Genomic DNA, 24884 nt, shown 5'->3' on the forward strand with positions numbered 1-24884 from the left:
GACCGGCCGGGAACGGGGTATCAACATATCTGGCGTTGATTTTTGGCACGCTGTTGAGTTCTCAAGGAACGGACGCTTCCTTTGTACTCACCCGAGCTACTTCCTCAGGCTTTCCTCCGGGCAGTTTCCCTTCGGTCTTGCGTTTCCAACCTTACCAGATCCGTTTTCCGTTCCGTTTCCGGTCGGAATTCATTTCCGGTGGCCGTTGGGGGCCTTACCTAATTGATTGCCTTGCGGCTTTCTTTCGGCGAGTCCGACTTTATCAGAAGTTTTTGACCGATCTGGCCGGCCGTTCGTTCCTGATTCATCGGGTGGACTCACTCGGGACATCTCATTCACGAGGAGTCGATAAATTTTCACTGCCGCCCTGGGGTATGGACACCTCTAGGCAACTGTTCAAATCTACCTCCCCACATCGGCCGTGTCAACGGCTCTTGCGGGAACGAAGAGGAGACTAACAGCCCGACGGGGGTGGACGCACATCAGGCGGCCGTCGGGACCGCGGCGCTGCGTTCGTGCTCCTCGACGTCGCCCGTGTCACCGGCCCGGACGGCTCGTCCGCCCAGGACATAGACGTAGGCGAGGAAGGCGACCTCGGCGAGGACGCCGATGCTGATACGGGCCCAGGTGGGCAGGCCCGACGGGGTGACGAAGCCTTCGATGGCGCCGGAGACGAAAAGCACCAGCGCCAGGCCTATCGCCATGCCGAGGGCGGCTCGCCCTTCCTCGGCCAGGGCCGAACGGCGGGTCCGGGGCCCTGGGTCGATGACGGTCCAGCCGAGCCGCAGCCCCGTACCGGCGGCCACGAAGACTGCGGTCAGTTCCAGCAGGCCGTGCGGGAGGATCAGGCCGAGGAAGACGTCGAGGCGGCCGGCCGAGGTCATCAGGCCTATGCCGACGCCCAGGTTGAGCATGTTCAGGAGCAGGATCCAGAGGACCGGCAGGCCCAGGAAGATCCCCAGAACCAGGCACATCGCGGCGGCCTGGGCGTTGTTCGTCCACACCTGGGCCGCGAAGGACGCGGCGGGATGGCTGGAGTAGTACGTCTCGTACTGGCCGCCGGGGCGGGTCATCTCGCGGAGCGCGTCGGGGGCCGCGATGCTGGCCTGAACTTCCGGGTGGGTGCCGATCCACCACCCCAGGAGCACGGCGACGAGGGTGGAGAGCAGCGCGGTGGGGACCCACCAGTGACGGGATCGGTAGACCGCCGCGGGGAAACCATGGGTCAGGAAGCGGGTGACGTCGCGCCAGGAGGCCCGTCGGCTGCCCGTGACGGCGCTGCGCGCGCGGGCCACCAGCTGGCTGAGACGGCCGGTGAGCTGCGGGTCCGGAGCGCTCGACTGGATCAGTGAGAGGTGGGTGGCGGTGCGCTGGTAGAGGGTGACGAGTTCGTCGACCTCGGCTCCGTCGAGACGGCGCTGGCGGCGGAGCAGGGCGTCGAGGCGGTCCCACTCGGCACGATGGGCGGACACGAAGACATCGAGGTCCATCGGGTGTGCTGCTCCTCGTCCCTCTCGCACTGCGTGTCGTCTTGTCGTACTGATCGCACTGGTCGTACTGGTCCTACTGCAGCGCGATGTGACCTCAGCTTGGCAGACTGGCCACTCTCGGGGCAGGTCAGGGGATGAATCCGGAAGGGACTACGGGTGTGAGTGAGCTAGTGACGGGCGAGGCGGTGGCGCTGGAACTGCGTCCCGCGAAGCTGCCGAGCCGGGCGCTGGCCGTGCTGCTCGACCTGGTCGTGGCCATGGTCGTCTACCTCGCGGTGGTTCTGGTCCTGGTGCTGTCGACGGCCGGCCTCGACGAGGCGGCGCAGGCGGCGATATCCATCGCGAGCTTCCTGCTCGTCCTGGTGGGCGGGCCGATCGCGGTGGAGACGCTGAGCCATGGGCGTTCGCTGGGGAAGATGGCCTGCGGACTGCGGGTGGTGCGGGACGACGGCGGGCCGATCCGGTTCCGGCACGCGCTGGTGCGCGGGGCGGTCGGGGTGGTCGAGATCCTGATGACGTTCGGGGTCGTCGCCTGCATCGCCTCGCTCGTGTCGGCGCGGGGGCGGCGGCTGGGCGACGTGTTCGCCGGGACCCTCGTCGTGCGGGAGCGGGTTCCGGCCGGGCGGGCGGCGTTCGTGCCTCCGCCTCCGCCGTGGCTCGCGGGGCAGTTCGCCGCGCTCGACCTGTCCGCTGTGCCGGACGGGCTGTGGCTGGCCATCCGCCAGTACCTGACGCGGATGCGGCAACTGGACCCGCACGTCGGCGCGGCCATGGCGGAACGTCTCGCCGCGGACCTCGCGGCCCGTATCGGGGCTCCGGCGCCCTACGGGGTGCCGCCGGGCGCGTACCTGGCGGCCGTGGTGCACGAGCGGCAGGCCCGAGAGGCTCGCCAGGCGTTCCAGGGCGCGGCCGGGGCGGGTGTGGGTGGCGCGCCGCCCGCTCAGCATCTCGCCGCTCAGCATGTCGCCGCTCCGCTTCACGCCGCTCAGCCTCACGTGGCGCCCCCGTATGCCGCACCTCAGGGGTATGTGAGCCCGGCCCCGGCTGCCGGCGGTTACGACTCCGGCATCGGCTCCGGCACCGGGTACGTGCCGCCTGTGGGAGCCGCTGGTGCCGCGGCCGGGCCCGAGCACGGCACTGTCGGCCTTCCCGGTGTGGCCGCTCCCGGCGCCCCGCCCGCCTCCGAGCCGCCGCACGCGCCGTCTCCCGAGCGGCCGGGTACCGGGTTCGCCCCGCCCGCCTGAGTAGCGGGTGGGACCGCGTCTCAGTCGAATGTGGACGGCGGTGTTTCCAGGTGCTCCAGCTCGATGCCGGGAGCCGCCAGAACGACGTCGCCCGCGATGTGAACGGTGTGCCGCTCGCCCGTGTCCAGGGCTGTGACCTGGTATTCGTCCACGGTCAGGGGGCCGTTGTCAGTGGCGTGTGCTTCTCTTGCGATCAAGGCCCAGGACTGGTCGAGGGTGCGCGGAGCCAGGACCGGGTCGGTGAAGGCGACGAGGCGTACGCGGGTGGCCGGGGCGGAGGGGGTGAGGCGCAGCAGGCGGGCGGTGGCGATCAAAAACGCCGGGGAGGCGCCGGTGAAGGCGTGGGCGCGGACATTGCCTTCGGTGGCTTCGGTTCCGGTGGGGTCGGTGCGGACCCAGGTGACGCCGTCCAGGGCGGCGCCGCGGACCTGCCAGCTCGCGGCGTGGAGTTCGAGGCGGATGGGCCGGCCGAGTTCGTCGAGGGCCAGGTCGACGGAGCCGGCGTGGTCGCCGGAGGGGGCGGTCAGTTGGGAGACGTAGCGCCAGCCGGAGGGGCCGGGCGCGCAGTGGAAGTGTTCCTCGGCGAGGAGGGTGTGGTCGTGCGGGTCATGAAGCGAATACCGGCCGCGGGGCATGGGGGTCCTGGGTCTTGACGGGCTGGTCCGGCCGACGGGCCTGAAGCGGTGCCGAACGGGCAGGCCCCCGGCACGGGGGTGCGGGGGCCTGCCTGGGTGATGCTGCCGAGGCGGATGCGTCGACGGTCGACGTACGACGCATCCGCCGCCGGACGGATCAGTGACGGATCAGTAGCGGTAGTGGTCCGGCTTGTACGGGCCCTCGACCTCGACGCCGATGTACGAGGCCTGCTCCGGACGGAGGGTCGTGAGCTTCACGCCGAGCGAGTCGAGGTGGAGGCGGGCGACCTTCTCGTCGAGGTGCTTGGGCAGCGTGTACACGCCGATCGGGTACTCGGACTGCTTGGTGAACAGCTCGATCTGGGCCAGGGTCTGGTCCGCGAACGAGTTGGACATGACGAACGACGGGTGACCGGTGGCGTTGCCCAGGTTCAGCAGGCGGCCCTCGGACAGGACGATGAGCACCTTGCCGTCGGGGAAGGTCCAGGTGTGGACCTGCGGCTTGACCTCGTCCTTGACGATGCCGGGGATCTTGGCGAGGCCGGCCATGTCGATCTCGTTGTCGAAGTGGCCGATATTGCCGACGATGGCCTGGTGCTTCATCTTGGCCATGTCCGAGGCCATGATGATGTCCTTGTTGCCGGTCGTGGTGATGAAGATGTCGGCCTTGTCGATGACCTCGTCGAGGGTCGTGACCTGGTAGCCGTCCATCGCCGCCTGCAGGGCGCAGATCGGGTCGATCTCGGTGACGATGACGCGGGCGCCCTGTCCGCGCAGGGACTCCGCGCAGCCCTTGCCCACGTCGCCGTAGCCGCAGACGACGGCCGTCTTGCCGCCGATGAGGACGTCGGTGGCGCGGTTGATGCCGTCGATCAGGGAGTGGCGGCAGCCGTACTTGTTGTCGAACTTCGACTTGGTGACGGCGTCGTTGACGTTGATCGCCGGGAAGAGGAGAACGCCGTCGCGCTGCATCTCGTACAGGCGGTGGACACCGGTCGTGGTCTCCTCGGTCACGCCGCGGATCTCCGAGGCGAGCTGGGTCCACTTCTGCGAGCCGTCGGTGATGGTGCGGTTGAGGAGTTCGAGGATGACGCGGTGCTCCTCGTTCTCGGCGGTGTCGACCGCGGGGACCTCGCCGGCCTTCTCGTACTCGACGCCCTTGTGGACGAGGAGGGTGGCGTCACCACCGTCGTCGAGGATCATGTTGGGGCCGCCGGTGGGGCTGTCCGGCCAGGTCAGCGCCTGCTCGGTGCACCACCAGTACTCCTCCAGGGTCTCGCCCTTCCAGGCGAAGACCGGGACGCCCTGCGGGTTGTCCACCGTGCCGTTCGGGCCGACCGCGATGGCGGCGGCGGCGTGGTCCTGGGTGGAGAAGATGTTGCAGGAGGCCCAGCGGACCCGGGCGCCGAGGGCGACCAGGGTCTCGATGAGGACGGCGGTCTGCACGGTCATGTGCAGGGAGCCGGTGACGCGGGCGCCGGCCAGGGGCTGGGACTCGGCGTACTCCTTGCGGATCGCCATCAGGCCGGGCATCTCGTGCTCGGCGAGGGTGATCTCCTTGCGGCCGAAGGCGGCCAGGGAGAGGTCGGCGACCTTGAAGTCCTGCCGGTTGTCGACAGTCGTCATTGCGAACTGCTCCTCGGTGTCGGGTCGAGGGTGGGTAGGGCTGGTCTGCGCGGCGGCGGACACAGGGGTGCCCCGAAGAGGACACAGGCATGCCCGCGTGCGCGCAGCGCAGTCCGTCGGAGGCCCTCTCTCCCTCGGTCGGTCCGCGGTGGGACCGCCCGACCGCCATCAGCAGCGACGTCTGGCTCCGTCCCAAGCTACACGCTGGGCCCGGCCCGCCCCAGTCCGCCTGCGAACGGATCAAGCCGAAGAGAGGGGGCGGCGGGCGGGGCGGAGGCGGCAGCAGCGCGGGAACGGAGGCGGCACGAACCGCGGAAGGGCAGGGGCCCGTCGCGGGCGTTCGCGCGACGGGCCCCGGTGCTCGGTGCCTGGTGGGGTGGCCCGACAGGGCCGGTCGGGTCAGTGCTCGGCGGGGGCTGACGGGCCGCCGGGCGCCGCCTCCGGGTCGGCGCCCTTGGCGGCTTCGGCCTCGCTGTAGATGTCGGGTTCCAGGTAGATGACGCGGGCGATCGGGACAGCCTCGCGGATGCGGGCCTCGGCCGCGTTGATGGCGCTCGCGACCTCGGTGGCCGTGTCGTCGTGCTTCACGGCGATCTTGGCGGCGACGAGGAGTTCCTCGGGGCCGAGGTGGAGGGTGCGCATGTGGATGACGCGGGTGACGGTGTCGCCGTCGACGACGGCCTTCGCAATCTTCTCCACGTTCTCGGCGCCGGCGGACTCGCCGAGGAGGAGGGACTTGGTCTCGGCGGCGAGGACGATCGCGATCAGGATGAGCAGGATGCCGATGCAGAGGGTGCCGATGCCGTCCCAGACACCGTCGCCGGTGAGGAGGGCGAGGCCGACGCCGCCGAGGGCGAGGATCAGGCCGACGAGGGCGCCGAGGTCCTCCAGGAGGACGACGGGCAGCTCGGGGGCCTTGGCGTGGCGGACGAACTCGGTCCAGGACTTCTTGCCCCGCAGGACGTTGGACTCCTTGATGGCGGTCCGGAAGGAGAAGGTCTCGGCGATGATCGCGAAGACCAGGACGCCGACCGGCCAGTACCAGGCCTCGATCTCGTGCGGGTGCTTGATCTTCTCGTAGCCCTCGTAGAGGGCGAACATGCCGCCGACGGAGAAGAGGACGATGGAGACGAGGAAGGCGTAGATGTAGCGCTCGCGACCGTAGCCGAAGGGGTGTTCCGCGGTCGCCTCGCGCTTGGCCTTCTTGCCGCCGAGGAGCAGCAGGGCCTGGTTGCCCGAGTCGGCGAGCGAGTGCACGGACTCGGCGAGCATCGACGACGAGTGGCTGAAGAGGAACGCCACGAACTTCGCTACCGCGATCGCGAGGTTGGCGGCGAGTGCCGCCACGATCGCCTTGGTGCCGCCTGACGCGCTCATGTGTCCGAGGTGTCCCTTCGCCTACGCATGTGTCTGTGCGTGGGGATGGGTACCCACGCTTCCGTCCGTCACCGGCCGGGCTTTGCCCGCCTTTTGCAGGGGGCATTGTTGCAGCCCGGCCCGGTGTTGGTGCGTCGGGTCGTGGATCGGGTGGGGTCAGGCCGTCACGCGATCACGGTGGCGCGGAACAGCGTGCCCGGTCCGGACACCTCGGTCCTCTCGTCCGCCGGTACGAAGACGGACTCGCCGGGGGCGAGCGTGTGTTCGCCGGCTCGGACCGTACCGGCGGTGCAGAGAAGGATCTGCGGGGTGGCGCGGGTGAGGTCGTGCGGGGCTGTGGCCTCGGGGAGGACGAAGCGGGAGAGGCGGAACTCGTCGATGGGCGTCTCGTAGACCTCCTCGCCGTCGGGAGACGCCTCCGGGCGCAGCACGCCCGGGTCGGTCGCCTCGAAGCGGACGATGCGCAGGAGTTCGGGGACGTCGACGTGCTTGGGGGTGAGGCCGCAGCGCAGGACGTTGTCGGAGTTGGCCATGATCTCGACGCCGAGGCCGTTCAGATACGCGTGCGGGATCCCGGCGCCCAGGAACAGGGCCTCGCCGGGCTGCAGGCGTACGTGGTTGAGGAGCATGGCGGCGATGACACCGGGGTCGCCCGGGTAGTGGTGGGCGATGTCCGCGTAGGGGGCGTGGTCGCCGCCGAGGCGGGCGCAGGCGGCCGCGGCCTCGGTGACGGTGTGGGCCATCTCCTCGGGGTCGGCGCCCAGGACGGCGGTCAACACCTCGCGCAGCGCGGCCTCTTCGGGGTGGGCGTGCAGGAGGTCGACGTACGGCTTGAGGGAGTCGACGTCGAGGGCGGCCAGCAGCTCGGCGGCGCGGAGCGGTTCGCGGAAGCCGCAGAGGCCGTCGAACTCCGTGAGGGCGCAGATCAGTTCCGGCTTGTGGTTGGCGTCCTTGTAGTTGCGGTGGCCCGCGTCGATGGGGACGCCGCGCCGCTCCTCGTCCTCGTAGCCCTTCCTGGCCTGTTCGAGGTCGGGGTGGACCTGGAGGGAGAGGGGGGCGCCGGCGGCGAGGAGCTTCAGGAGGAAGGGGAGGCGGGGGCCGAACTTCTCGACCGTGCGGCTTCCCAGTTCGCGTTCGGGTGCCTCGTCGATCACCTCGGTGAGGGGGCCGCGCCCGGTGCGCGAGGGGGCGCCGGGGTGGGCTCCCATCCACATCTCCGCCTGCGGCTCGCCGGTGGGGGCCACTCCGAGGAGCTGCGGGATGGCGGTGGTCGAGCCCCAGGCGTAGGGGCGGACGGTGTTGTCGAGGCGGTCCATGGTGTGTGTGTTTCTCCGTACGTGGGGAGCCGGCCGGGGCCCCGGTCAGGGTCGGACTCCGGTAAGGATCAGGCTCCGGAAGCGAGCGACAGGTAAACGGCGGCGAAATCGGTGATGGCGATCATCTCCGCGAGGGTCTCCAGGTCGCTGCCCTCCTCGGGTTCCAGCTCGCTGATCGCGGTGTCGTGGCCGAGGGCCAGCTCGCGGGCGGCCGGGACGGCGCTCAGGCCGCCGGTCGGCCGGTCGCGGACGAGCACCACGCGCGCGTGCAGGACGGGTGCGTCCTCGACGCGGTCACGGAAGAAGTCGTCGGGGTCGGCGCTCGCGGCGAGCGGCCCGGACAGCAGCACCGTGTGCGAGGCGAGCGCCTCCGGCAGCTGGGCGACGACGGCCGGGCGCCCGGCGAGTTCGGCGAGCGCGGCGGCGAAACGGCGGCCCACGGGCCCTGCGGTCTGGCCCTCGGTCCAGATCATCGGGAGGGAGTCGGCCAGCTCGGCGGCGAGCGTCTTGGCCGGATTGCTGTACGTGGCGATGGCCGGGCCGCACCGCTCGGCGACGTGGTCGAGGCGGTCGGCGACCTTCTGCAGGGCGTCTGGTGCGGCGGCGACCAGGCCGGTGCGGTCCAGCAGCGCGAGCATCGGGGTGAGCAGCGCCCAGAGCACGCCGGGGGCGGCGGCGCCGAGGGGCACCTCCTGCTCGTACGGGGCGCTCGCCATCGGTACGAAGAGCCCGTGGGCGCCTTCCACCGCCTCGGCGACCGGGGTCCGGGGCGGGGCCACGGCGACGATGGTGCAGCCGCGCCGGTAGGCCTGGTCGACCAGGAGCGACAGGCCGGGTTCGGCGCCGTCGGCGGTGGCGATCAGGAGGAGGTCGACCGAGCCCGCCCAGCCTGGGAGCTCCCAGCGGAGGGCGCCCGGCGCGGGGGCCACGCCGGTGGGGTGGAGGCGGGTGAGGGGGCAACTGGATCCCGCGAGGGCGCCGAGCAGGTCGGCGACGCCCGCGGAGGCCATCCCGGGGCCCGCGATCAGGAGGGCGCGGGGGCGGCCGTCCGGTTTCAGGTCCGGGATGCCGGCCTCGGTGCCGAGGCGGATGGCCGTGCGGACCCGGGCGCCTGCCTCGGCGGCGCCGCGGAGCAGGTCGCGGCGGTCTGCCTCCGACAAGGCGTCGGGGGTGTCTAGCAGCGATTCGTCGAGCATGGGCGGCAGCCTCCGATCGCCGGGTGCCCTGATGCGCTTTTCACCGGTTTTCCCGGCTTGTGCGGGGTTACGCCTTGCGCGGGAGCGTGATCGTGTGGGTCGCGCGGGTCACGCGGGGCGTCGGGCCTCGTCGACGAGGAGTACGGGGATGCCGTCCCGGATCGGGTAGGCGAGGCCGCAGTCCTGGCTCGTGCAGGTCAGCTCGGTGTCCTCCTCCGTGAGGGGGGCGTGGCACGCCGGGCAGGCGAGGATCTCCAGGAGGCCGGCTTCGAGCGGCATGTCTCGGTCCCTTCGGGGGCGGGTTCGTGCGGTGCGGCCTGGTCAGAGTACCGCCGTGTGGGGGTTGGCGCCGGGGTTGGGGGCGGGGTGGTTCGCGCCCCCGCCGCCCCTACCCGTCCCATCCTCCAGGGGCTGCGCCCCTTCGACCCCCAGGCGTCCGTCCGGTGGGGGCTGGTCGCGCAGTTCCCCGCGCCCCTGAAAGGCAGGGGCTGCGCCCCGTGCCTTTTTCAGAGGGCTCAGGCCCTGATGATCGCCAGTACCTCGTCCCTCACCTTTGCCATCGTCGTCTCGTCCCTCGCCTCCGCGTTCAGTCTCAGGAGGGGTTCCGTGTTGGAGGGGCGGACGTTGAACCACCAGTCGGGGGCGGAGACGGTCAGACCGTCGAGGTCGTCGAGGGTGATGCTCTCGCGGCCCTCGTAGGCGGAGCGGATCGCGGCCAGGCGGCCCGGCTGGTCGGCGACCGTGGAGTTGATCTCGCCGGAGCCGGCGTAGCGGTCGTACTGGGCGAGGAGGCCGGAGAGGGGGCCGTCCTGGCCCCCGAGGGCGGCGAGGACGTGGAGGGCGGCCAGCATGCCCGTGTCGGCGTTCCAGAAGTCCGCGAAGTAGTAGTGGGCGGAGTGCTCGCCGCCGAAGATGGCACCGGATCTCGCCATCTCGGCCTTGATGAAGGAGTGCCCGACCCGGGTGCGCACCGGCGTGCCGCCGTTCTCGCGCACCACCTCCGGGACGGACCAGGAGGTGATCAGGTTGTGGATGACCGTGCCCTTGCCGCCGTTCTTGGCGAGTTCGCGGGCGGCGACCAGGGCGGTGATCGCGGAGGGCGAGACGGCGTCGCCCCGCTCGTCGACCACGAAGCAGCGGTCGGCGTCGCCGTCGAAGGCGATGCCGAGGTCGGCACCCTCCTCGCGTACGCGCTTCTGGAGGTCGACGATGTTCGCCGGGTCGAGGGGGTTGGCCTCGTGGTTCGGGAACGTGCCGTCCAGCTCGAAGTACATCGGGACCAGATCCAGCGGCAGGCCCGCGAAGACCGTGGGGACGGTGTGGCCGCCCATACCGTTGCCCGCGTCGACGACGACCTTGAGGGGGCGGACGGAGGTCAGATCGACGAGGGAGCGCAGGTGGGCCGCGTAGTCCTCCAGCGTGTCGCGCCGAGTGATCGTTCCCGGGGTGGCGGCCGGCTCCGGGGCGCCCGTCTCGCTCCAGCCCTCGACCAGCTCGCGGATCTCGGCGAGGCCGGTGTCCTGGCCGACGGGGGCGGCGCCGGCGCGGCACATCTTGATGCCGTTGTACTGGGCGGGGTTGTGGGAGGCGGTGAACATCGCGCCGGGCAGGTTCAGCGCGCCGGACGCGTAGTACAGCTGGTCCGTGGAGCAGAGGCCGATCTCGGTGACGTGCACGCCGAGCGCCGCCGCCCCGCGGGCGAAGGCCCGGGACAGGCCGGGTGAGGAGGGCCGCATGTCGTGGCCGATCACGACGGCGTCGGCGCCGGTCACCTGGGCGAAGGCCGCCCCGAAGAGCTCCGCGAGGGGCTCGTCCCACTGGTCGGGGACCACCCCGCGTACGTCGTACGCCTTCACGATCGTCGACAGATCAGCCGTCACGGCCACACCCTCCTGAAGTCCCCACCGGATCGCCCCAAAGTACCCGGACGGACCGACAGCGGAGGGTGGGACCTCCGGGTGGTCGCCGAGGACGGCACCCGGCCCGGCGGGAGGACGGCCCTCGGTCCCGACAGGAGGAGGCACCCGTCCGGTGGGGGGACTCAGGGAAGCATCCATTCCAGTACGGGTGTGCTCTGCCCCACCACGATCAGGCACATCACCAGCAACAGTCCCAGGCTCCACGGCAGCACCTTGCGCAGCAGGTCGCCCTCGCGCCCGGCGAGGCCGACGGCGGCGCAGGCGATGGTCAGGTTCTGCGGCGAGATCATCTTGCCGAGGACACCGCCGGAGCTGTTGGCGGCGGCGAGCAGTTCCGGCGACAGGCCCGACTCGCGGGCCGCGCTCACCTGGAGGGCGCCGAAGAGGGCGTTGGCTGAGGTGTCCGAGCCGGAGACGGCGACGCCGAACCAGCCGAGCACGGGCGAGAGGAACGCGAGTCCCGCGCCGGCCGCCGCCACGAAGTGGCCGATGGTGGCGGCCTGTCCGGAGAGGTTCATGACGTAGGCGAGGGCGAGCACGGACGTCACGGTGAGGATCGCGAACCGCAGTTCGTGGACCGTCGCCGCCCACTCCCTGACCGCCACGCGCGCGTGGACCCCCAGGACCACGGCCGTGCACACACCGGCGAGCAGCACCAGCGTGCCGCCGGTGGACCCGATGGGCCAGGTGAAGACGTTGCCGCCCACAAGGTCGCCCTCGGGATCCGCGACGTTCAGGAAGGGCCAGTCGTACGTCCGGGTCGCCCCGGCCAGCCAGTCCTTCACCGCGGGGACCTGGGCGACGGAGAAGATCACGACGATCAGCGCGTACGGGGCGTAGGCGCGCGCGACTTCGCGGGGCGGGTCCTGCTCGTCGAGGTCCTCGCTGCGTACGCCGGTCAGGACGGCGGAGCGTACGGGCTCGGCGGCGGGCCGGCGGGCGTGCGGTACGGCGACGAGGGCGCCCGCGCCCAGCAGGGCGGCGCCGATGTCGGCGAGTTGCGCGGAGATGTAGTTGGAGGCGATGAACTGGCCGACGGCGAAGGCGAGTCCGCACGCGAGGGCGGGCACCCAGGTCTCGCGCAGCCCGCGCCGGCCGTCGACGAGCCAGACGAGGACCAGGGGCACGACGAGGGCGAGCAGCGGGGTCTGGCGGCCGACCACGGACGCCACGGTGTCCAGGGGCAGTTCGGTGACCTGGGCGAGGGTGACGACCGGGGTGCCCATGGCGCCGAAGGCGACGGGCGCGGTGTTGGCGACCAGGGCGACCACAGCGGCCTTCACCGGTTCGAAGCCGAGCGCGACCAGCATGACGGAGCAGATGGCGACCGGCGCGCCGAAGCCGGCGAGGGCTTCCAGGAGCGCGCCGAAGCAGAACGCGACGACGAGCGCCTGGATGCGCGGATCGTCGGAGAGCCGTCCGAAGGAGCGGCGCAGGATGTCGAAGTGGCGGGTGTGGACGGTCATGCGGTACACCCACAGGGCGTTGACGACGATCCACATGATCGGGAAGAGGCCGAACGCGGCCCCCTGGGCGGCGCTGGAGAGCGTCTGGCCGAGCGGCATGCGGAAGGCGAGCCAGGCGACCAGAACGGCCGTCAGAAGGCCGACCAGGCCTGCCAGATGGGCTTTCAGTCGCACACCGCCGAGCAGCACCAGGACGGTGACGAGAGGCAGGGTCGCGACGAGGGCGGACAGGCCGAGTGAACCGGCCACGGGTTCCAGTTGCTGGACGTACACGGGAGCCTCCCGGAATTCCGCGATGCGGAAGCGGCTTCTCACGGCACGGGCACCCGGAATGATCGCGTCCGCGCCGACACGACGTCAACAGGCGTGCGCCGCCGAGCGGAACGGCGCGAACGGAAAGAGCCACGGCGGGAGCGGCGGCGGGGTGCGGCGGAGCGACCGGATCGGCAACGGGGTACGGCGGGTGCGCCCGGAACGCCAACGGGGTGCGACAGGTACGGCTACGGGGTGCGGCGAGTACGGCTACGGGATCGGCAACGGCCCCACGCGGGAGGTCAGTTGTCGGGTGAGCGCAGGACCCGGAGATGACCGCGGCGGGCGACCTCCATCGGGTCGGCCGCGCGTGCGCCGCCACCGCCACCGGCCTCGGCCGCACGCTGCTGCGGGCGGGCCGCCTCGCGAACGGCGTTGGCGAGGGCCTCCAGGTCGTCACCGCTGGGGCGCGCGGGGGCCGAGGCGTCCAGCAGCCGTACGACCTCCCAGCCGCGCGGCGCGGTGAGGCGCTCGGAGTGCTCGGCGCACAGGTCGTAGCAGTGGGGTTCGGCGTAGGTGGCGAGGGGGCCGAGGACCGCGGTCGAGTCGGCGTAGACGTACGTCAGCGTCGCGACGGCGGGGCGGCCGCAAGCGGTGCGCGAACAGCGACGTACAGGGCTCACGACGTTGGACGGTACCGCACTCTTGAGCGGGCCGCGACGACTCTGCACCAGGTCACTCCCCCGTGTCGTGCTGTGAGACGCCCCACACGCCCCTGGGAACCCACCGCGTTGACCTGCGAGTAACCCCGCGTCCGGAATGCCGAACGGCGCCAAGTCCGGTCAATTATCGGCGCAAACCCTGCCAATTGGCGTGAGTTCGCCGGTCTCGTGGAGATACGGAAACGAGCCCAACCTTGGCCGGAATGGTCATCCCGTGACAGGGCGTGGGGCTCGCCGGGGCACCGCCGAGCGGCGTGCCGGTTGGACATGGCAGGTCAGCGGTGTCGGGTCGGGGGGCGGCCGGGAGTGTGGAGCCGGGCGGGCGGACCTCGTGGGGACTACGCTTCACAGGTGATGGACAACCTCGTACCGCCCCGCGCCGCCTCCGCACCCGGGCCCCGCCGCCGAGATCGGCACGGCAGGGGGATGCGCGGGCCCATCGCGCCGCCGCAGGTGCCGCTCGCGGCGAGTCGCGCGGATGTGTTCGCGGATCTCGTGCAGGACTCCGTGGAGCGGCTGGAGCGGCGGTGGCCGCAGCTGGCCGACATCGACTTCCTCGTGCTGGAGGTGCCGCGGCTGGACGGGCCGTCGGACGGGGCGTGGAACGACGAGGCGGTGCCGCTCGGGGGGATCGTGGTGGCGCGGGAGGGGCGGCCGGCTCGGGTGGTGGTGTATCGGCGGCCGGTGGAGATTCGTACCAAGGGGCGGGAGGAGCGGGCCGCGCTGGTGCATGAGGTCGTGGTGGAGCAGGTGGCCGAGTTGTTGGGGCTGAATCCGGAGACTGTGGATCCTCGGTACGGGGAGGACTGACGCGGGTGGGGTGTGACCGGGAGGGTTTCGCCCCCGCCGCCCCTACCCGTCCCATCCTCAAGGGGCTGCGCCCCTTTGACCCCAGGCGTCCGTCCGGTGGGGGCTGGTCGCGCAGTTTCCCGCGCCCCTGAAAAGCAGGGGCTGCGCCCCGTGCTTTTCGGCCCGAAAGGCCGTAGGCCTTTCAGGGGCGCGGGGAACTGCGCGAGAAGCCCCACCCAGCCGCACCCGGCCGACTCACCCGCCCCCCACCTAACGCTGCATGATCGACAGGTCCTGGCGCGCCTTCGGGACGGCCACCATTCCTCGGTCGTCCGGGAGGGTCTGGATCGTGAAGGCGGGGATGCCGTCCAGTTTGGATTCGAGGGTGCGGGAGGCGTAGACCGGGGCGCCGGACGTGGACTCCACGGTGAGGGCGTAGGCGCCCTTGAGGCCGCTCGGGGCGGGCAGGTCGACGTTCTGGGTGGTGCCGGCCTTGATCTTGAACGTCTTCGTCGTGGCCTCGCCGCCCCCGCTGCCGGCGGACGCGGTGACCTTGACCTCGGCCTCGCCGGTGGGCGCGGTGAGGGCCAGGGTCGTGCCCTTGGCGCGGTTGTCGGCGACCGTGGCGCGCGCGCCGACCGGGCGGGTCGCCGGGATGAAGGCCGTCTCCTGGCCGGCGCCCTTGCCGCGGACCACGCGGAGGCCGGCCACCACCGGGACCGACCGGCCGGTGGGGGTGAGGATGAGGGAGCCGGGCTCGCCGCGTGTGATGTCGCCCAGGTCGGCGGTGGCGGTCATGCCTCCCTTGACGTGCAGTGTCTCGTTGCCGGCCGGGGTGATCGACCCGTTGGGCGAGGCGAGGCGGAGCTTCAGGTCGGCGTCGGTCTCGCCGGGGGCGTAGGCGACGAGGGTGACGGACGTGGCGTCCTTCGGGATGCCGGGGAAGACCAGGGTGCCCGCCGGGTCGGCCGCGGCGGACAGCCAGTCGCCGCCCTGCTTGTCGTCGAGGGCCTGGACCGCGGCGGCGACCCGGCCGCTGCGGACGTTGACGTGGACGGCAAGGTCGGCCTCCTTCGCCGTGGCGAGCGTCGACAGCAGGACCGGCTCGCTGGAACGGGGCTGGACCGTGATGCCGTCGCCCACCGTCGACTTCAGGGCGCCGTCCTTGCCGAAGAGCTCGATGTCGACGACGGCCGCCGAGTCGTCCGGGTTGACGAGGTGGACGTAGTCGGTGCGGCCCGCGGCCGTGCTCGCGCCCGGGAACCAGAACTCCGTTTCGGGGGCGGCGCAGTTGACGCCGAGCAGACCGCGGCCGGTGCCGGCGGCGACCTCGGTGGTCTCCTGGACCGTCCAGCCGGGCGCGAACTTCCCCTCGGCCGTGCCGATCAGCGCGGGCGAGTCACCGCCGTCGGTGCTGTCGGCGACGGGCTTGCCGGGCTCCTTGACCTCGATGACCGGCTTGGCGGCCTTGCCCTTGCCGCTGTCGTCACCCTTGTCGCCCTTGTCGTCCTCGCCGCCCGTGTCGGGGGCCGTCGATGCCCCGCCCGCCGCGACGAGTTCGGCGCCGCCTTTCCCGTCGGTGCCCTCGGTGGCGGGGGTGAAGGCGGTGTACGCCGTCTCCGCGAGGTCCGAGGTGCTCGGCTGGGGGCAGAGCAGACTCGTGCGCTGCACGGGCAGTTGGGCGGCCGCCTTCGCCGTGGTCTCGCCGCCGGAGGCGTCGGGCGCGGAGAGCGTGGCGAAGCCGGTGACGGCGGCGAGGGCGGTCGCGCCGGCGATCAGGGACAGGGTCTGGCGGTTCACTGCTGGTGGCTCCCGTCGGGGCGCTCGGTGTCGGCGCCGGTGCCGTGCGACGGGTCGTACGTCGCGTCGTAGCCCTGGGCGTACGTCTGGTCGTACGAGGCCGTGTCGCCGCCGTAGGTGGCGTACGGGTCGTACTGGGCGCCCTGGTAGGGGTCGGCCTGGTAGTGCTGCTGGTCGTAGGTGCCCGCCGGGTACTGCTGTCCGCCCTGGTAGGCCTGGTCAAAGTGGCCGTACTCGGCGCCCGCCTGATCCGCGGTCGCCCACTGGCCGTACGCCTGCTGCTGCGGGACGGGGGCCCCGACCGGGACCTCCTCGGCGGGGGGCGCCGCGCCCGTGTCGGCGGACTGTTCGGCCTCCGCCTCCGCCTGGGCGCGCAGGCGGCGGGCGCGGCGGCCGTCGCCGGTGAGGTCCTGGGCGGGCACGGCGACGGGCTCGTCGGGGAGGTCGTCGTCGACGTCCCGGCGGCGGCCGGGCAGGGCGAGGACCACGAGGACGACGGCGAGCGAGCCCTGGGTCCACAGCCAGCCGGTGTGGGTCACCGGGGCATCGAAGGTGACGTCCAGCCTGCCGCCGTCGACGGGCAGTTGGAAGCCCTGGGCCCAGCCGTCGACCGTGGTCGGGGTGAGCGGCTTGCCGTCGAGGGTGGCCGTCCACGACTCGTCGGCGGTGTCGGCGAGGCGCAGGACCCGGCCCGAGCCGCCGGCCGGGATGGTGGTGTGCACCTCGACGGGGCCCGCGGCGACGGCCTTCGGGTCGCCGGAGGAGGCCTCGATGGTGACGCGGGCGACCTGGCGGTCCACCCGCCACAGGGCGCTGCCGTCCTGCTGGCTGAGCCTGCTCAGGCCGGGCGTGGCGTCCAGGACGCGGCTGACCTCGCGGGGTGCGCCCGGTCGGACCAGGACGTAGCGCACGGCGAAGCCGCCAAGTTCGTCGGTCTGGTCGGCGCCGGAGCCCGCCACGAGGTTGGCGACGACCTTGTCGAGCTGCTCGTTCTCCTCGGCGCCGGCGGTGAGTTCGGCGTCGCCGAGGCGGACGCCGGACCCGCGGACCAGGGTGTAGCGCACCTCGGCGGTGGAGTCGCTGTCGAGGACCAGGGTGCGGGCCTGGTCGCGGGTGCCGCTCTCCTCGGCGACGAACGCGGGCACCTGGACGGGGTCGCGGCGCTCCAGGGGGCCGTCGGCGCCGCCGAGCACCCAGCCGGCGGCGGCCAGCAGCGGGCCGACGGCGGCGGCGAGCGCGATGAGCACGGCCACCGGCTGGCGCCAGCCGAAGCTCTGCTCGGCCACCCGGTGGCGGGCCCCGTCGGCGCCCAGGGTGGCGGCGGCGAGGAGGGCGATGCCGTAGACCAGGGTCGCGGGGCCTGCCCAGGTGGAGCCGTTGGAGAGGATCGCGAGGACGAGGGCCACCAGGGCCGCCGTCCAGGCGGTCCGGATGGCCAACTGGCGTTCCGCGCGCAGCAGGGCGGCCAGTGCGGCCAGGACGACGCCGATGAGCGTCAGCCCGCCGACCGTGCCCGGTCCGCCGGGGCTGATGCCGAGGAGATCGGTCGCCGAAGCCGTGCTCGGGCCGTACTCCAGACCGGCCTCGTCGAAGAAGCCGAACGGCAGCAGCGTCAGCGACCAGGGGGCGAGGATCAGCAGCGGGGTGCCCAGCTGGGCGAGGAAGCGCGGGCCGTAGGCGATGATCTCGCGGCGGCGCACGACGAGGAGCCCGAGGCCGAGGAGCAGCGCGATGGGCCACACGATCGGGGTGAACGCGGTGGTGATCGTCAGCAGCAGCGCGTACGCCCAGGTGGCACGCCAGCTGCCGCGCGCCCCCGTGCTGTTCGCGAGCCCGGCGGCCGCGGCGCCCGCGCGGGCGATGAGGGGCAGCAGGATCGCGAGGACGGCGGTGCCCAGGCGGCCGGTGGCGAGCGCGCCGGTGACGGCGGGCAGGAAGGCGTACACGATCGCGGCCCAGGCGCGCAGCAGCCGGGACTCGACCAGCGGGCGCGAGGCGAAGTACGCGGTGAAGCCGGCCAGGGGCACGGAGGCGACGAGGAGCACGGTGACCGCGAGCCCGGTGGAGCCGAACAGCAGCGAGGCGAGCATGGCCACGACGGCCAGGTACGGCGGGGCGGCCTCGGCGCCGCCCGCGCCGACCGGGTGCCAGGCGTCCAGGTAGCGCGACCAGAGCTCGGCGGAGTCCGCGGGTGCGGGCAGCAGGGTGCCGCCGGCCAGCGCGCCGCCGCCGAGCAGTGCACGGCAGGCGACGAGCGAGGCGAGCAGGAGGAGGGCGAAGAGGACGGGGCCGGGGGCGCGTGCGATGCGCTTCAGCCGGGCGAACTGCTCGACCTGGAGGAACTCGGCGTCGTCGTCGCCGGGGCCCGACTCGATGGCGCCGCCGTGCCGGCCGGCCGGGGAGGTCTCGGCGTCGGTACGGCCGAACAGATCGCCGGCGGCCTGTTCGAGGGTGGCCCGGACGGTCGCGCCGGGCGGCGGGAACAGTGGCCGCAGCTCGCCCTTGTCCAGCTGGGAGCGGCCTCTTCTGCGCCGCCCGGCGATGATCCGCTCGGGCCGCAGCAGCACGCTCAGCAGGCCACGGATCTCGTCGACGGCCTGTCCGGGGACCTTGCCGACGAGGTACGCGACGATCCTGAGCAGGGTGCCGAGGACGATGCGCAGCAGCACCCAGGGGAGCTGCGCGGTACGGGAGTTGACGAGGAGGGTGTAGACCGCGCCCGCCTTGTCGACCATGTGCGGGGAGGCGGCGCTGCGGCCCACGCAGTCGACGGTGCGGCGCTCGCGCGAGGAGGCCTCGGCGTGCCGGACGACGGCTTCGGGGGCGACGAGCACGCGGTGCCCGGCGGTGGTGGCACGCCAGCACAGGTCGACGTCGTCCCGCATGAGGGGCAGTCGGCGGTCGAAGCCGCCCAGCTGCTCGAACACGTCGCGGCGGATCAGCATGCCGGCGGTGGACACGGCGAGGCTGGGCTTGATGTGGTCGTGCTGTCCCTGGTCCTGCTCGCGGCGGTCCAGACCGGTCCAGCGGCGGCCGGAGGGGGCGATGGTGACGCCGACCTCCAGCAGCTGACGGCGGTCGTACCAGCCGCGCAGCTTGGGGCCGACGACGGCGACGTCGTCGCGGCCCAGCTCGCGTTCGTTCTCCACGACCCGCAGCAGCTGGGCGAGGGCGTCGGGTTCGGGGGCGCAGTCGTCGTGCAGCAGCCACAGCCATTGGACCGGCTCCCCGTGGGGGAGTTCGGGCATGTCGTACGCGTCGTCGCGCCAGCTGCGGGTGACCGGGTCCCAACCGCTCGGGCGCCGCAGATAGGCGAGGTCGTCCTGGGTGAGGACGCCCGCGGTGCGGTTGGCCTCCTCGACGGCCTGGCCGAAGCCGGTGCGTCGGGCGAGGTGCAGCACGCGGTCCGCGCCCAGGGCGTCGGAGAGGAGCCGGGCGGAGTCGTCCGCGCTGCCGGTGTCGGCCGCCATGGCGCTCTGCACGGGGCGCTCCTGGCCGAGCAGCCCGGCGAGCGCGTCGGGCAGCCAGCGGGCGCCGTCGTGCGCGACGAGGACCGCGGTCACCACGTGACGCGGGAACTCAGGAGCGGCGTCCTGGTGAGCTGAGGTGTGGCTGTGCACGGACATCGAGGTACGGGCCCCGGTTCGATGGACTGCGGTGGACGTCTGTGTCCGGCGGGGACAGCGGGACGTCTCGGACGAGGGCCCACACTAACGGCTGAGCAGCACGGCGGCCCGCCGCCTGTGGACAACCCACGCGCGACGGGCCGGACATGTTCGGTTGCTTCTGTTCGACTGTTCCCGGGACGGGTCGGATGTGCCGGGACGGGTCAGACGGCCGCTTTCTTGAGGCGGCGGCGCTCGCGCTCCGACAGGCCGCCCCAGATGCCGAACCGCTCGTCGTTGGCGAGGGCGTACTCAAGGCATTCGGAGCGGACCTCGCAGGCGAGGCAGACCTTCTTGGCCTCGCGGGTCGAGCCGCCCTTCTCGGGGAAGAAGGACTCGGGATCGGTCTGGGCGCACAGCGCGCGCTCCTGCCAGCCGAGTTCCTCGTCCGCGTCGTCGACCAGCAGTTGCTGCACGAGCTCGGTCATGTGCGCCCCTCGTCCGTCTTTCGCGTCCCCGTCGTGCGGCCGTTACCGATTTCGGCTGAACGACACGAGTGAAATTACAAGTGTGCTGCTACGGGCGAGTCAAGCCGAGATCTGCTATTGAGCCCCTTATTCACTCTGCGGAACCAAGGCTATGCGGAAAGTGTTCAAATCGGCATAAACCCTGACAGCAGCGTGGCCGCAGAGGGGAGTTCTCACCGGATCACCCTTCCTTACGGGGAAAGACGCCCAGGAGTTCGATCTCGTTCCGGCTCGATCCCACTCGCTCGTTGCGGGATGTGCGCCATGTGTCCCCGACTCCCCCAGCACAAACCTTTCACCGCCCGGATGCACCGAAAGAGGTGAACCGGCATCCACATACCGGACGTGAAGTTGACAGCGGAGGTGTGAACCGCTGTGCTTGTGGGCATGCTCGCGCACTTGGCACTCACCTCGACCCGCACCGCCGGGTCCCACGGTGCTGCCCGCTGCCGCTGTAGCTGTTGCTGTCCCAGCTGTTGAGCTTCACCCGCTCCGGCTGCCGCTGAGCCCGTCCCGGCTCGGCTGCTGTTCCCCACGCGACACCCAGCCCTCCCCCACGCACTCATCGTCGAGGACCACCTCTCTTCATGAACAGCGACAGCGACCTCCAGATCGCCGGCGACCTCCTCGAAGTACCCCACCTCCTCCAGGCGCCGCGCCAACACCCGGTCACCGTGGCCGAGTTCGCCGGCCTGGCCCGTTCCCTCGCCGACGACCGCTCCCGCTGGGAGCACCTCGTCGAGTACGACGCGACCACGCGCTGGTACCACCGGCTGCAGACCGGGCCCGGGTACGAGGTGTGGCTGCTGTCCTGGGTGCCGGGACAGGGCACCGGGCTGCACGACCACGGGGGCTCCTCCGGCGTACTGACCGTGCTCGACGGCACGCTGACCGAGCGCACCGACCGGGGCACGCGCGTGCTCGGCGCGGGCGCGCAGCGGGTGTTCGCGCCGGGCTACGCGCACGAGGTCGTCAACGACACGCTGGAACCGGCCATCAGCCTGCACGTGTACTACCCCGGCCTGACGGACATGCCGATGCACACGAAGGCCTGCGCGGCGGGGGCGGCGACGGTCACGGCCTGAGCGGCCGGCAGGGCCCTGCCGGCCCACCGTCCACCGGGAGCGCGCGAAACCGGCCGTGATCGCGGCCGGACGACCCGCTGTCGTACCCGCCTGCGAGACTGAGTGCCATGCGCATTGTGGTTCTGGCAGGCGGCATCGGTGGTGCCCGGTTCCTGCGTGGTCTGAAGCGGGCCGTGCCGGACGCGGACATCACGGTCATCGGCAACACCGGGGACGACATCCACCTCTTCGGGCTGAAGGTCTGCCCGGACCTCGACACGGTGATGTACACCCTCGGCGACGGCATCAACGAGGAGCAGGGCTGGGGCCGGGCCGACGAGACCTTCCACCTCAAGGAGGAGCTCGCGGCGTACGGCGTCGGGCCCGAGTGGTTCGGGCTCGGCGACCGGGACTTCGCCACGCACATCGTGCGGACCCAGATGATCGGCGCCGGATATCCGCTGAGCGCCGTCACCGAGGCACTGTGCGACCGGTGGAAGCCGGGCGTGCGGCTCATCCCGATGACGGACGACCGCGTCGAGACCCATGTCGCCGTCGAGGTGGACGGCGAGCGCAAGGCGATCCACTTCCAGGAGTACTGGGTGCGACTGCGCGCCTCCGTGCCCGCCGAGGCGATCGTGCCGGTCGGCGCCGAGCAGGCGAAGCCGGCGCCCGGGGTCCTGGAGGCGATCGCCGAGGCGGACGTGATCCTCTTCCCGCCGTCGAACCCGGTCGTCTCCGTCGGCACCATCCTCGCCGTGCCCGGCATCCGGGAGGCGATCGCCGAGGCCGGGGTTCCCGTCGTCGGCCTCTCCCCCATCGTCGGCGACGCGCCCGTGCGCGGTATGGCCGACAAGGTCCTCGCCGCCGTCGGCGTCGAGTCCACGGCCGCCGCCGTCGCCGAGCACTACGGCTCCGGGCTGCTGGACGGCTGGCTCGTCGACACGGTCGACACGGGCGTCGTCGAGCGTGTGGAGGCCGCCGGGATACGGTGCCGGGCCGTGCCGCTGATGATGACCGACGTGGACGCGACGGCGGAGATGGCGCGTGAGGCGCTGGCGCTGGCGGAGGAGGTGCGGGGAGCGTGAGCGATACGCGGGACGCCCGGGAGTCACAGCGAGCGCGGGACCTCGGGGGTGCGTCGGGCGCGGCCTTGGGTGGAGACGGTCTGCCCGGTCCCGCCTACCGGGTCTGGGCGCCTACGGGGATTCCCGAGGTCCAGCAGGGGGACGAGCTGGCCAAGCTGATAGCCGCCGCCGAACCGGGGCTGGCCGACGGGGACGTGGTGCTCGTCACCTCCAAGATCGTGTCCAAGGCGGAGGGACGGGTGGTCGAGGCGGTCGACCGGGAGGCCGCGATCGACGCCGAGACCGTGCGGGTGGTGGCCCGGCGCGGGGCGCTGCGGATCGTGGAGAACCGGCAGGGGCTGGTCATGGCCGCCGCCGGGGTCGACGCGTCCAACACCCCTTCCGGGACCGTGCTGTTGCTGCCCGAGGACCCCGACGCCTCCGCGCGGGTGATCCGGGACGGCATCAGGGACGCACTCGGCGTCGAGGTCGGCGTGCTGGTCACCGACACGTTCGGGCGGCCCTGGCGCAGCGGGTTGACGGACGTAGCCATCGGCGCGGCCGGTGTGCGGGTCCTCGACGACCTGCGCGGCGGCACCGACGCGCACGGCAATCCGCTCAGCGCGACCGTCGTCGCCACCGCCGACGAGCTGGCCGGCGCCGGTGACCTGGTGAAGGGCAAGGCCGCCGGGCTGCCCGTCGCCGTCGTCCGGGGGCTCGGGCACGTGGTGGTCGAGGACGCCGGCGAGGGGACCCGGGCGCTCGTGCGCGGCGCGGCGGACGACATGTTCCGACTCGGCACCTCCGAGGCCGTACGGCTGGCGGTGACCCAGCGGCGTACGGTGCGGGCGTTCACGGACGAGCCGGTCGACCCCGGCGCGGTGCGGCGGGCCGTGGCCGCGGCCGTGACCGCGCCGGCGCCGCATCACACGACGCCGTGGCGGTTCGTGCTGCTGGAGTCCGAGGAGTCACGGGTACGGCTGCTCGACGCCATGCGGGACGCGTGGGTCGCGGACCTGCGGCGGGACGGCAAGAGCGAGGAGTCCATCGCGAAGCGGGTGCGGCGCGGGGAGGTGCTGCGGGGCGCGCCGTATCTGGTGGTGCCGTGTCTGGTGATGGACGGGTCGCACGTCTACGGGGACGCGCGGCGGGACGCGGCCGAGCGGGAGATGTTCGTGGTCGCCGCGGGGGCCGGGGTGCAGAACTTCCTCGTCGCGCTGGCCGGGGAGCGGCTGGGGTCGGCGTGGGTGTCGTCGACGATGTTCTGCCGGGATGTCGTGCGGGAGGTGCTGGGGCTGCCGGAGGGGTGGGATCCGATGGGGGCGGTGGCTGTGGGGCACGCGGCGGCCGCGCCCGCGGCGCGGGCGGAGCGGGATGCGGGGGCGTTCATCGAGGTTCGGTGACGGGTGAGTGGGGCCGGGCGCTTACGGTTCAGGGCGCCTATGGTTCGAGGTGGCTCGGACAGTGGGCGGGTGCGGCTGCGTGGGGCTTCTCGCGCAGTTCCCCGCGCCCCTGGGGCGTCACCGCTGCGTGGTTCCCCCCGCTCCTGAAAGACCCCTACGCTCATAGGGCGCCCCTCGATAGCTAGGACCTCTTCGTGGCCGGACGGTTTCCTCAGCGGCCCACTCGTACGACCGTGCGGGGTGGGCATGTCGCCGTATCCGGTGGGGTGCCCCGGCAGGGGGCCGTGGGCGGGCGGCGGCGGAGCTGGGTGCCCGAGGGGGCGCTCGATCTGGGGCTCGTGCTGGGGCCGCTGCGGCGGGGGCCCGGGGATCCGACCTTCCGGGCCACGCCGGACGGGTCCGTGTGGCGGGCCACGCGTACGCCGGTCGGCGCCGGGACGTTGCGGGTCGCGCTGCGGGGCGGGGTCGTCGAGGCGGAAGCCTGGGGACCGGGGGCCGAGTGGCTGCTCGACCAGGTGCCCACGATGCTCGGCGCGTCGGACGAGCCCGAGGCCTTCGCACCCCGGCATCGGATCGTGGCGATGGCCTGGCGGCGGCGGCCGGGGCTGCGGCTGACGCGGACCGGGCTGGTGCTGGAGTCGTTGATCCCGTCGGTGCTGGAGCAGAAGGTCACGACGGACGAGGCGTATCGGGCGTGGCGGTTGCTCGTACGCCAGTTCGGGGAGCCTGCGCCGGGGCCCGTGCCGGGGCGGATGTGTGTGATGCCCGGGGCGCGGGACTGGGCGCTGATCCCGTCCTGGGAGTGGCATCGGGCCGGGGTCGACGACAAGCGGGCGTCGACGATCCTGCGGGCGGTCCGGGTGGCGGCGCGGCTGGAGGAGGCCGTGGGGATGTCGCCGGTGGACGCGCGGGCGCGGTTGGAGGTGGTGCCGGGGATCGGGCCGTGGACCTCGGCGGAGACCGTGCAGCGCAGTCACGGGGCGGCGGACGAGGTGACCGTCGGGGACCTGCATCTGCCGGGGATCGTGGGGTTCGCGTTGGCGGGGGATCGGGATGCGGATGACTCGGTGATGTTGTCGTTGTTGGAGCCGTATGTGGGGCAGCGGCATCGGGCGGCCCGGTTGATTCTGTTGTCGGGGCGGGTGCCGGCTCGGAGGGTGCCGCGGATGCCTCGGGGGGATATCGGGCGGTTGTAGCGCCCCCGCCCCCGGCTGCGCCCCTTCGGCCCCCAGACGTCCGTCCGGTGGGGGCTGGTCGCGCAGTTCCCCGCGCCCCTGAAAAGCAGGGGCTGCGCCCCATGCTTTTCGGCCTGAAAGGCCGTAGGCCTTTCAGGGGCGCGGGGAACTGCGCGAGAAGCCCCACCCAGCCGCACCCGGCCGACTCACC

The 24884-nt window shown here is 72.3% G+C and carries 19 protein-coding genes; 6 read left to right on the plus strand and 13 right to left on the minus strand.

Translation table 11 applies throughout. The features are described 5' to 3' along the window. Nucleotides 1-482: 482 nt before the first annotated feature. Nucleotides 483-1490: a stage II sporulation protein M gene (locus PUR53_RS11375; protein WP_329895043.1), complete on the minus strand. Its 1008-nt coding sequence runs from the start codon at nucleotides 1488-1490 to the stop codon at nucleotides 483-485. 158 nt (nucleotides 1491-1648) lie between these two features. Between PUR53_RS11375 and PUR53_RS11380 the strand changes: the two genes are divergently transcribed. Then, nucleotides 1649-2734 carry an RDD family protein gene (locus tag PUR53_RS11380; RefSeq protein ID WP_329908206.1) on the plus strand — a complete coding sequence of 362 codons (1086 nt, stop codon included), beginning with the start codon at nucleotides 1649-1651 and terminating at the stop codon, nucleotides 2732-2734. Between the two features lie 20 nt (nucleotides 2735-2754). Here PUR53_RS11380 and PUR53_RS11385 read toward each other — a convergent pair whose 3' ends face one another. From PUR53_RS11385 to PUR53_RS11425, 9 genes are all read right to left on the minus strand, one after another. Then, a complete protein-coding gene (locus tag PUR53_RS11385; RefSeq protein WP_329908207.1) occupies nucleotides 2755-3369 on the minus strand; it encodes a hypothetical protein in 615 nt (204 codons plus the stop codon). A gap of 168 nt (nucleotides 3370-3537) precedes the next feature. Continuing rightward, a complete protein-coding gene (ahcY, locus tag PUR53_RS11390) occupies nucleotides 3538-4995 on the minus strand; it encodes an adenosylhomocysteinase (RefSeq protein ID WP_329895040.1) in 1458 nt (485 codons plus the stop codon). Nucleotides 4996-5394: 399 nt separating this feature from the next. Next, nucleotides 5395-6372: a cation diffusion facilitator family transporter gene (locus PUR53_RS11395; RefSeq protein WP_329908209.1), complete on the minus strand. Its 978-nt coding sequence runs from the start codon at nucleotides 6370-6372 to the stop codon at nucleotides 5395-5397. A gap of 164 nt (nucleotides 6373-6536) precedes the next feature. Then, on the minus strand, nucleotides 6537-7688 hold the full coding sequence (manA, locus tag PUR53_RS11400) for a mannose-6-phosphate isomerase, class I (RefSeq protein WP_329908210.1): 1152 nt from the start codon (nucleotides 7686-7688) through the stop codon (nucleotides 6537-6539). A gap of 68 nt (nucleotides 7689-7756) precedes the next feature. Next, nucleotides 7757-8884, minus strand: a complete 1128-nt coding sequence (locus PUR53_RS11405) for an SIS domain-containing protein (protein ID WP_329895037.1) — start codon at nucleotides 8882-8884, stop codon at nucleotides 7757-7759. 108 nt (nucleotides 8885-8992) lie between these two features. Then, nucleotides 8993-9163, minus strand: a complete 171-nt coding sequence (locus tag PUR53_RS11410; RefSeq protein WP_005485663.1) for a Trm112 family protein — start codon at nucleotides 9161-9163, stop codon at nucleotides 8993-8995. A gap of 236 nt (nucleotides 9164-9399) precedes the next feature. Then, nucleotides 9400-10764, minus strand: coding sequence for a phosphomannomutase/phosphoglucomutase (locus tag PUR53_RS11415; protein WP_329908211.1), 1365 nt, complete (start codon nucleotides 10762-10764; stop codon nucleotides 9400-9402). A gap of 161 nt (nucleotides 10765-10925) precedes the next feature. Then, nucleotides 10926-12542 carry an L-lactate permease gene (locus PUR53_RS11420; protein WP_329908251.1) on the minus strand — a complete coding sequence of 539 codons (1617 nt, stop codon included), beginning with the start codon at nucleotides 12540-12542 and terminating at the stop codon, nucleotides 10926-10928. Nucleotides 12543-12823: 281 nt separating this feature from the next. Next, nucleotides 12824-13252, minus strand: a complete 429-nt coding sequence (locus PUR53_RS11425; protein ID WP_329895035.1) for a DUF3499 domain-containing protein — start codon at nucleotides 13250-13252, stop codon at nucleotides 12824-12826. A 345-nt stretch (nucleotides 13253-13597) separates the two neighbouring features. On the opposite strand from PUR53_RS11425, the gene PUR53_RS11430 reads away from it, so the two are divergent. Continuing rightward, on the plus strand, nucleotides 13598-14053 hold the full coding sequence (locus PUR53_RS11430; RefSeq protein WP_329895046.1) for a metallopeptidase family protein: 456 nt from the start codon (nucleotides 13598-13600) through the stop codon (nucleotides 14051-14053). A 249-nt stretch (nucleotides 14054-14302) separates the two neighbouring features. On the opposite strand, the gene PUR53_RS11435 is transcribed toward PUR53_RS11430, so the two are convergent. The 3 genes from PUR53_RS11435 to PUR53_RS11445 all read right to left on the minus strand — a co-directional run bounded on the left by PUR53_RS11435 (nucleotide 14303) and on the right by PUR53_RS11445 (nucleotide 19925). Continuing rightward, nucleotides 14303-15832, minus strand: a complete 1530-nt coding sequence (locus PUR53_RS11435; RefSeq protein WP_329908213.1) for a DUF5719 family protein — start codon at nucleotides 15830-15832, stop codon at nucleotides 14303-14305. After that, entirely contained in the window at nucleotides 15829-19458 is a 3630-nt protein-coding gene (locus tag PUR53_RS11440) for a glycosyltransferase family 2 protein (protein WP_329908215.1), read from the minus strand. Before PUR53_RS11440 ends, PUR53_RS11435 begins: the two co-directional genes overlap by 4 nt. 203 nt (nucleotides 19459-19661) lie before the next feature. After that, complete coding sequence (locus tag PUR53_RS11445; RefSeq protein ID WP_003975777.1) at nucleotides 19662-19925, minus strand: WhiB family transcriptional regulator; 264 nt, start codon at nucleotides 19923-19925, stop codon at nucleotides 19662-19664. A 626-nt stretch (nucleotides 19926-20551) separates the two neighbouring features. Here PUR53_RS11445 and PUR53_RS11450 point away from each other — a divergent pair. The 4 genes from PUR53_RS11450 (at nucleotide 20552) to PUR53_RS11465 (ending at nucleotide 24694) form a co-directional block, all read left to right on the plus strand. Further along, nucleotides 20552-21049, plus strand: a complete 498-nt coding sequence (locus tag PUR53_RS11450) for a cysteine dioxygenase (protein ID WP_329908217.1) — start codon at nucleotides 20552-20554, stop codon at nucleotides 21047-21049. A 107-nt stretch (nucleotides 21050-21156) separates the two neighbouring features. Continuing rightward, on the plus strand, nucleotides 21157-22116 hold the full coding sequence (gene cofD, locus PUR53_RS11455) for a 2-phospho-L-lactate transferase (protein ID WP_329908219.1): 960 nt from the start codon (nucleotides 21157-21159) through the stop codon (nucleotides 22114-22116). Between the two features lie 65 nt (nucleotides 22117-22181). Beyond that, nucleotides 22182-23498 (plus strand): coenzyme F420-0:L-glutamate ligase, encoded by a 1317-nt coding sequence (locus PUR53_RS11460; RefSeq protein WP_329908252.1) that lies wholly within the window; start codon nucleotides 22182-22184, stop codon nucleotides 23496-23498. 194 nt (nucleotides 23499-23692) lie between these two features. After that, nucleotides 23693-24694: a DNA-3-methyladenine glycosylase family protein gene (locus PUR53_RS11465; RefSeq protein ID WP_329908220.1), complete on the plus strand. Its 1002-nt coding sequence runs from the start codon at nucleotides 23693-23695 to the stop codon at nucleotides 24692-24694. Nucleotides 24695-24884: the final 190 nt, after the last annotated feature.

The sequence above is a fragment of the Streptomyces sp. SP18BB07 genome, assembly GCF_036322545.1.
In the GTDB taxonomy this organism is placed as follows: Bacteria; Actinomycetota; Actinomycetes; order Streptomycetales; family Streptomycetaceae; genus Streptomyces; species Streptomyces deccanensis.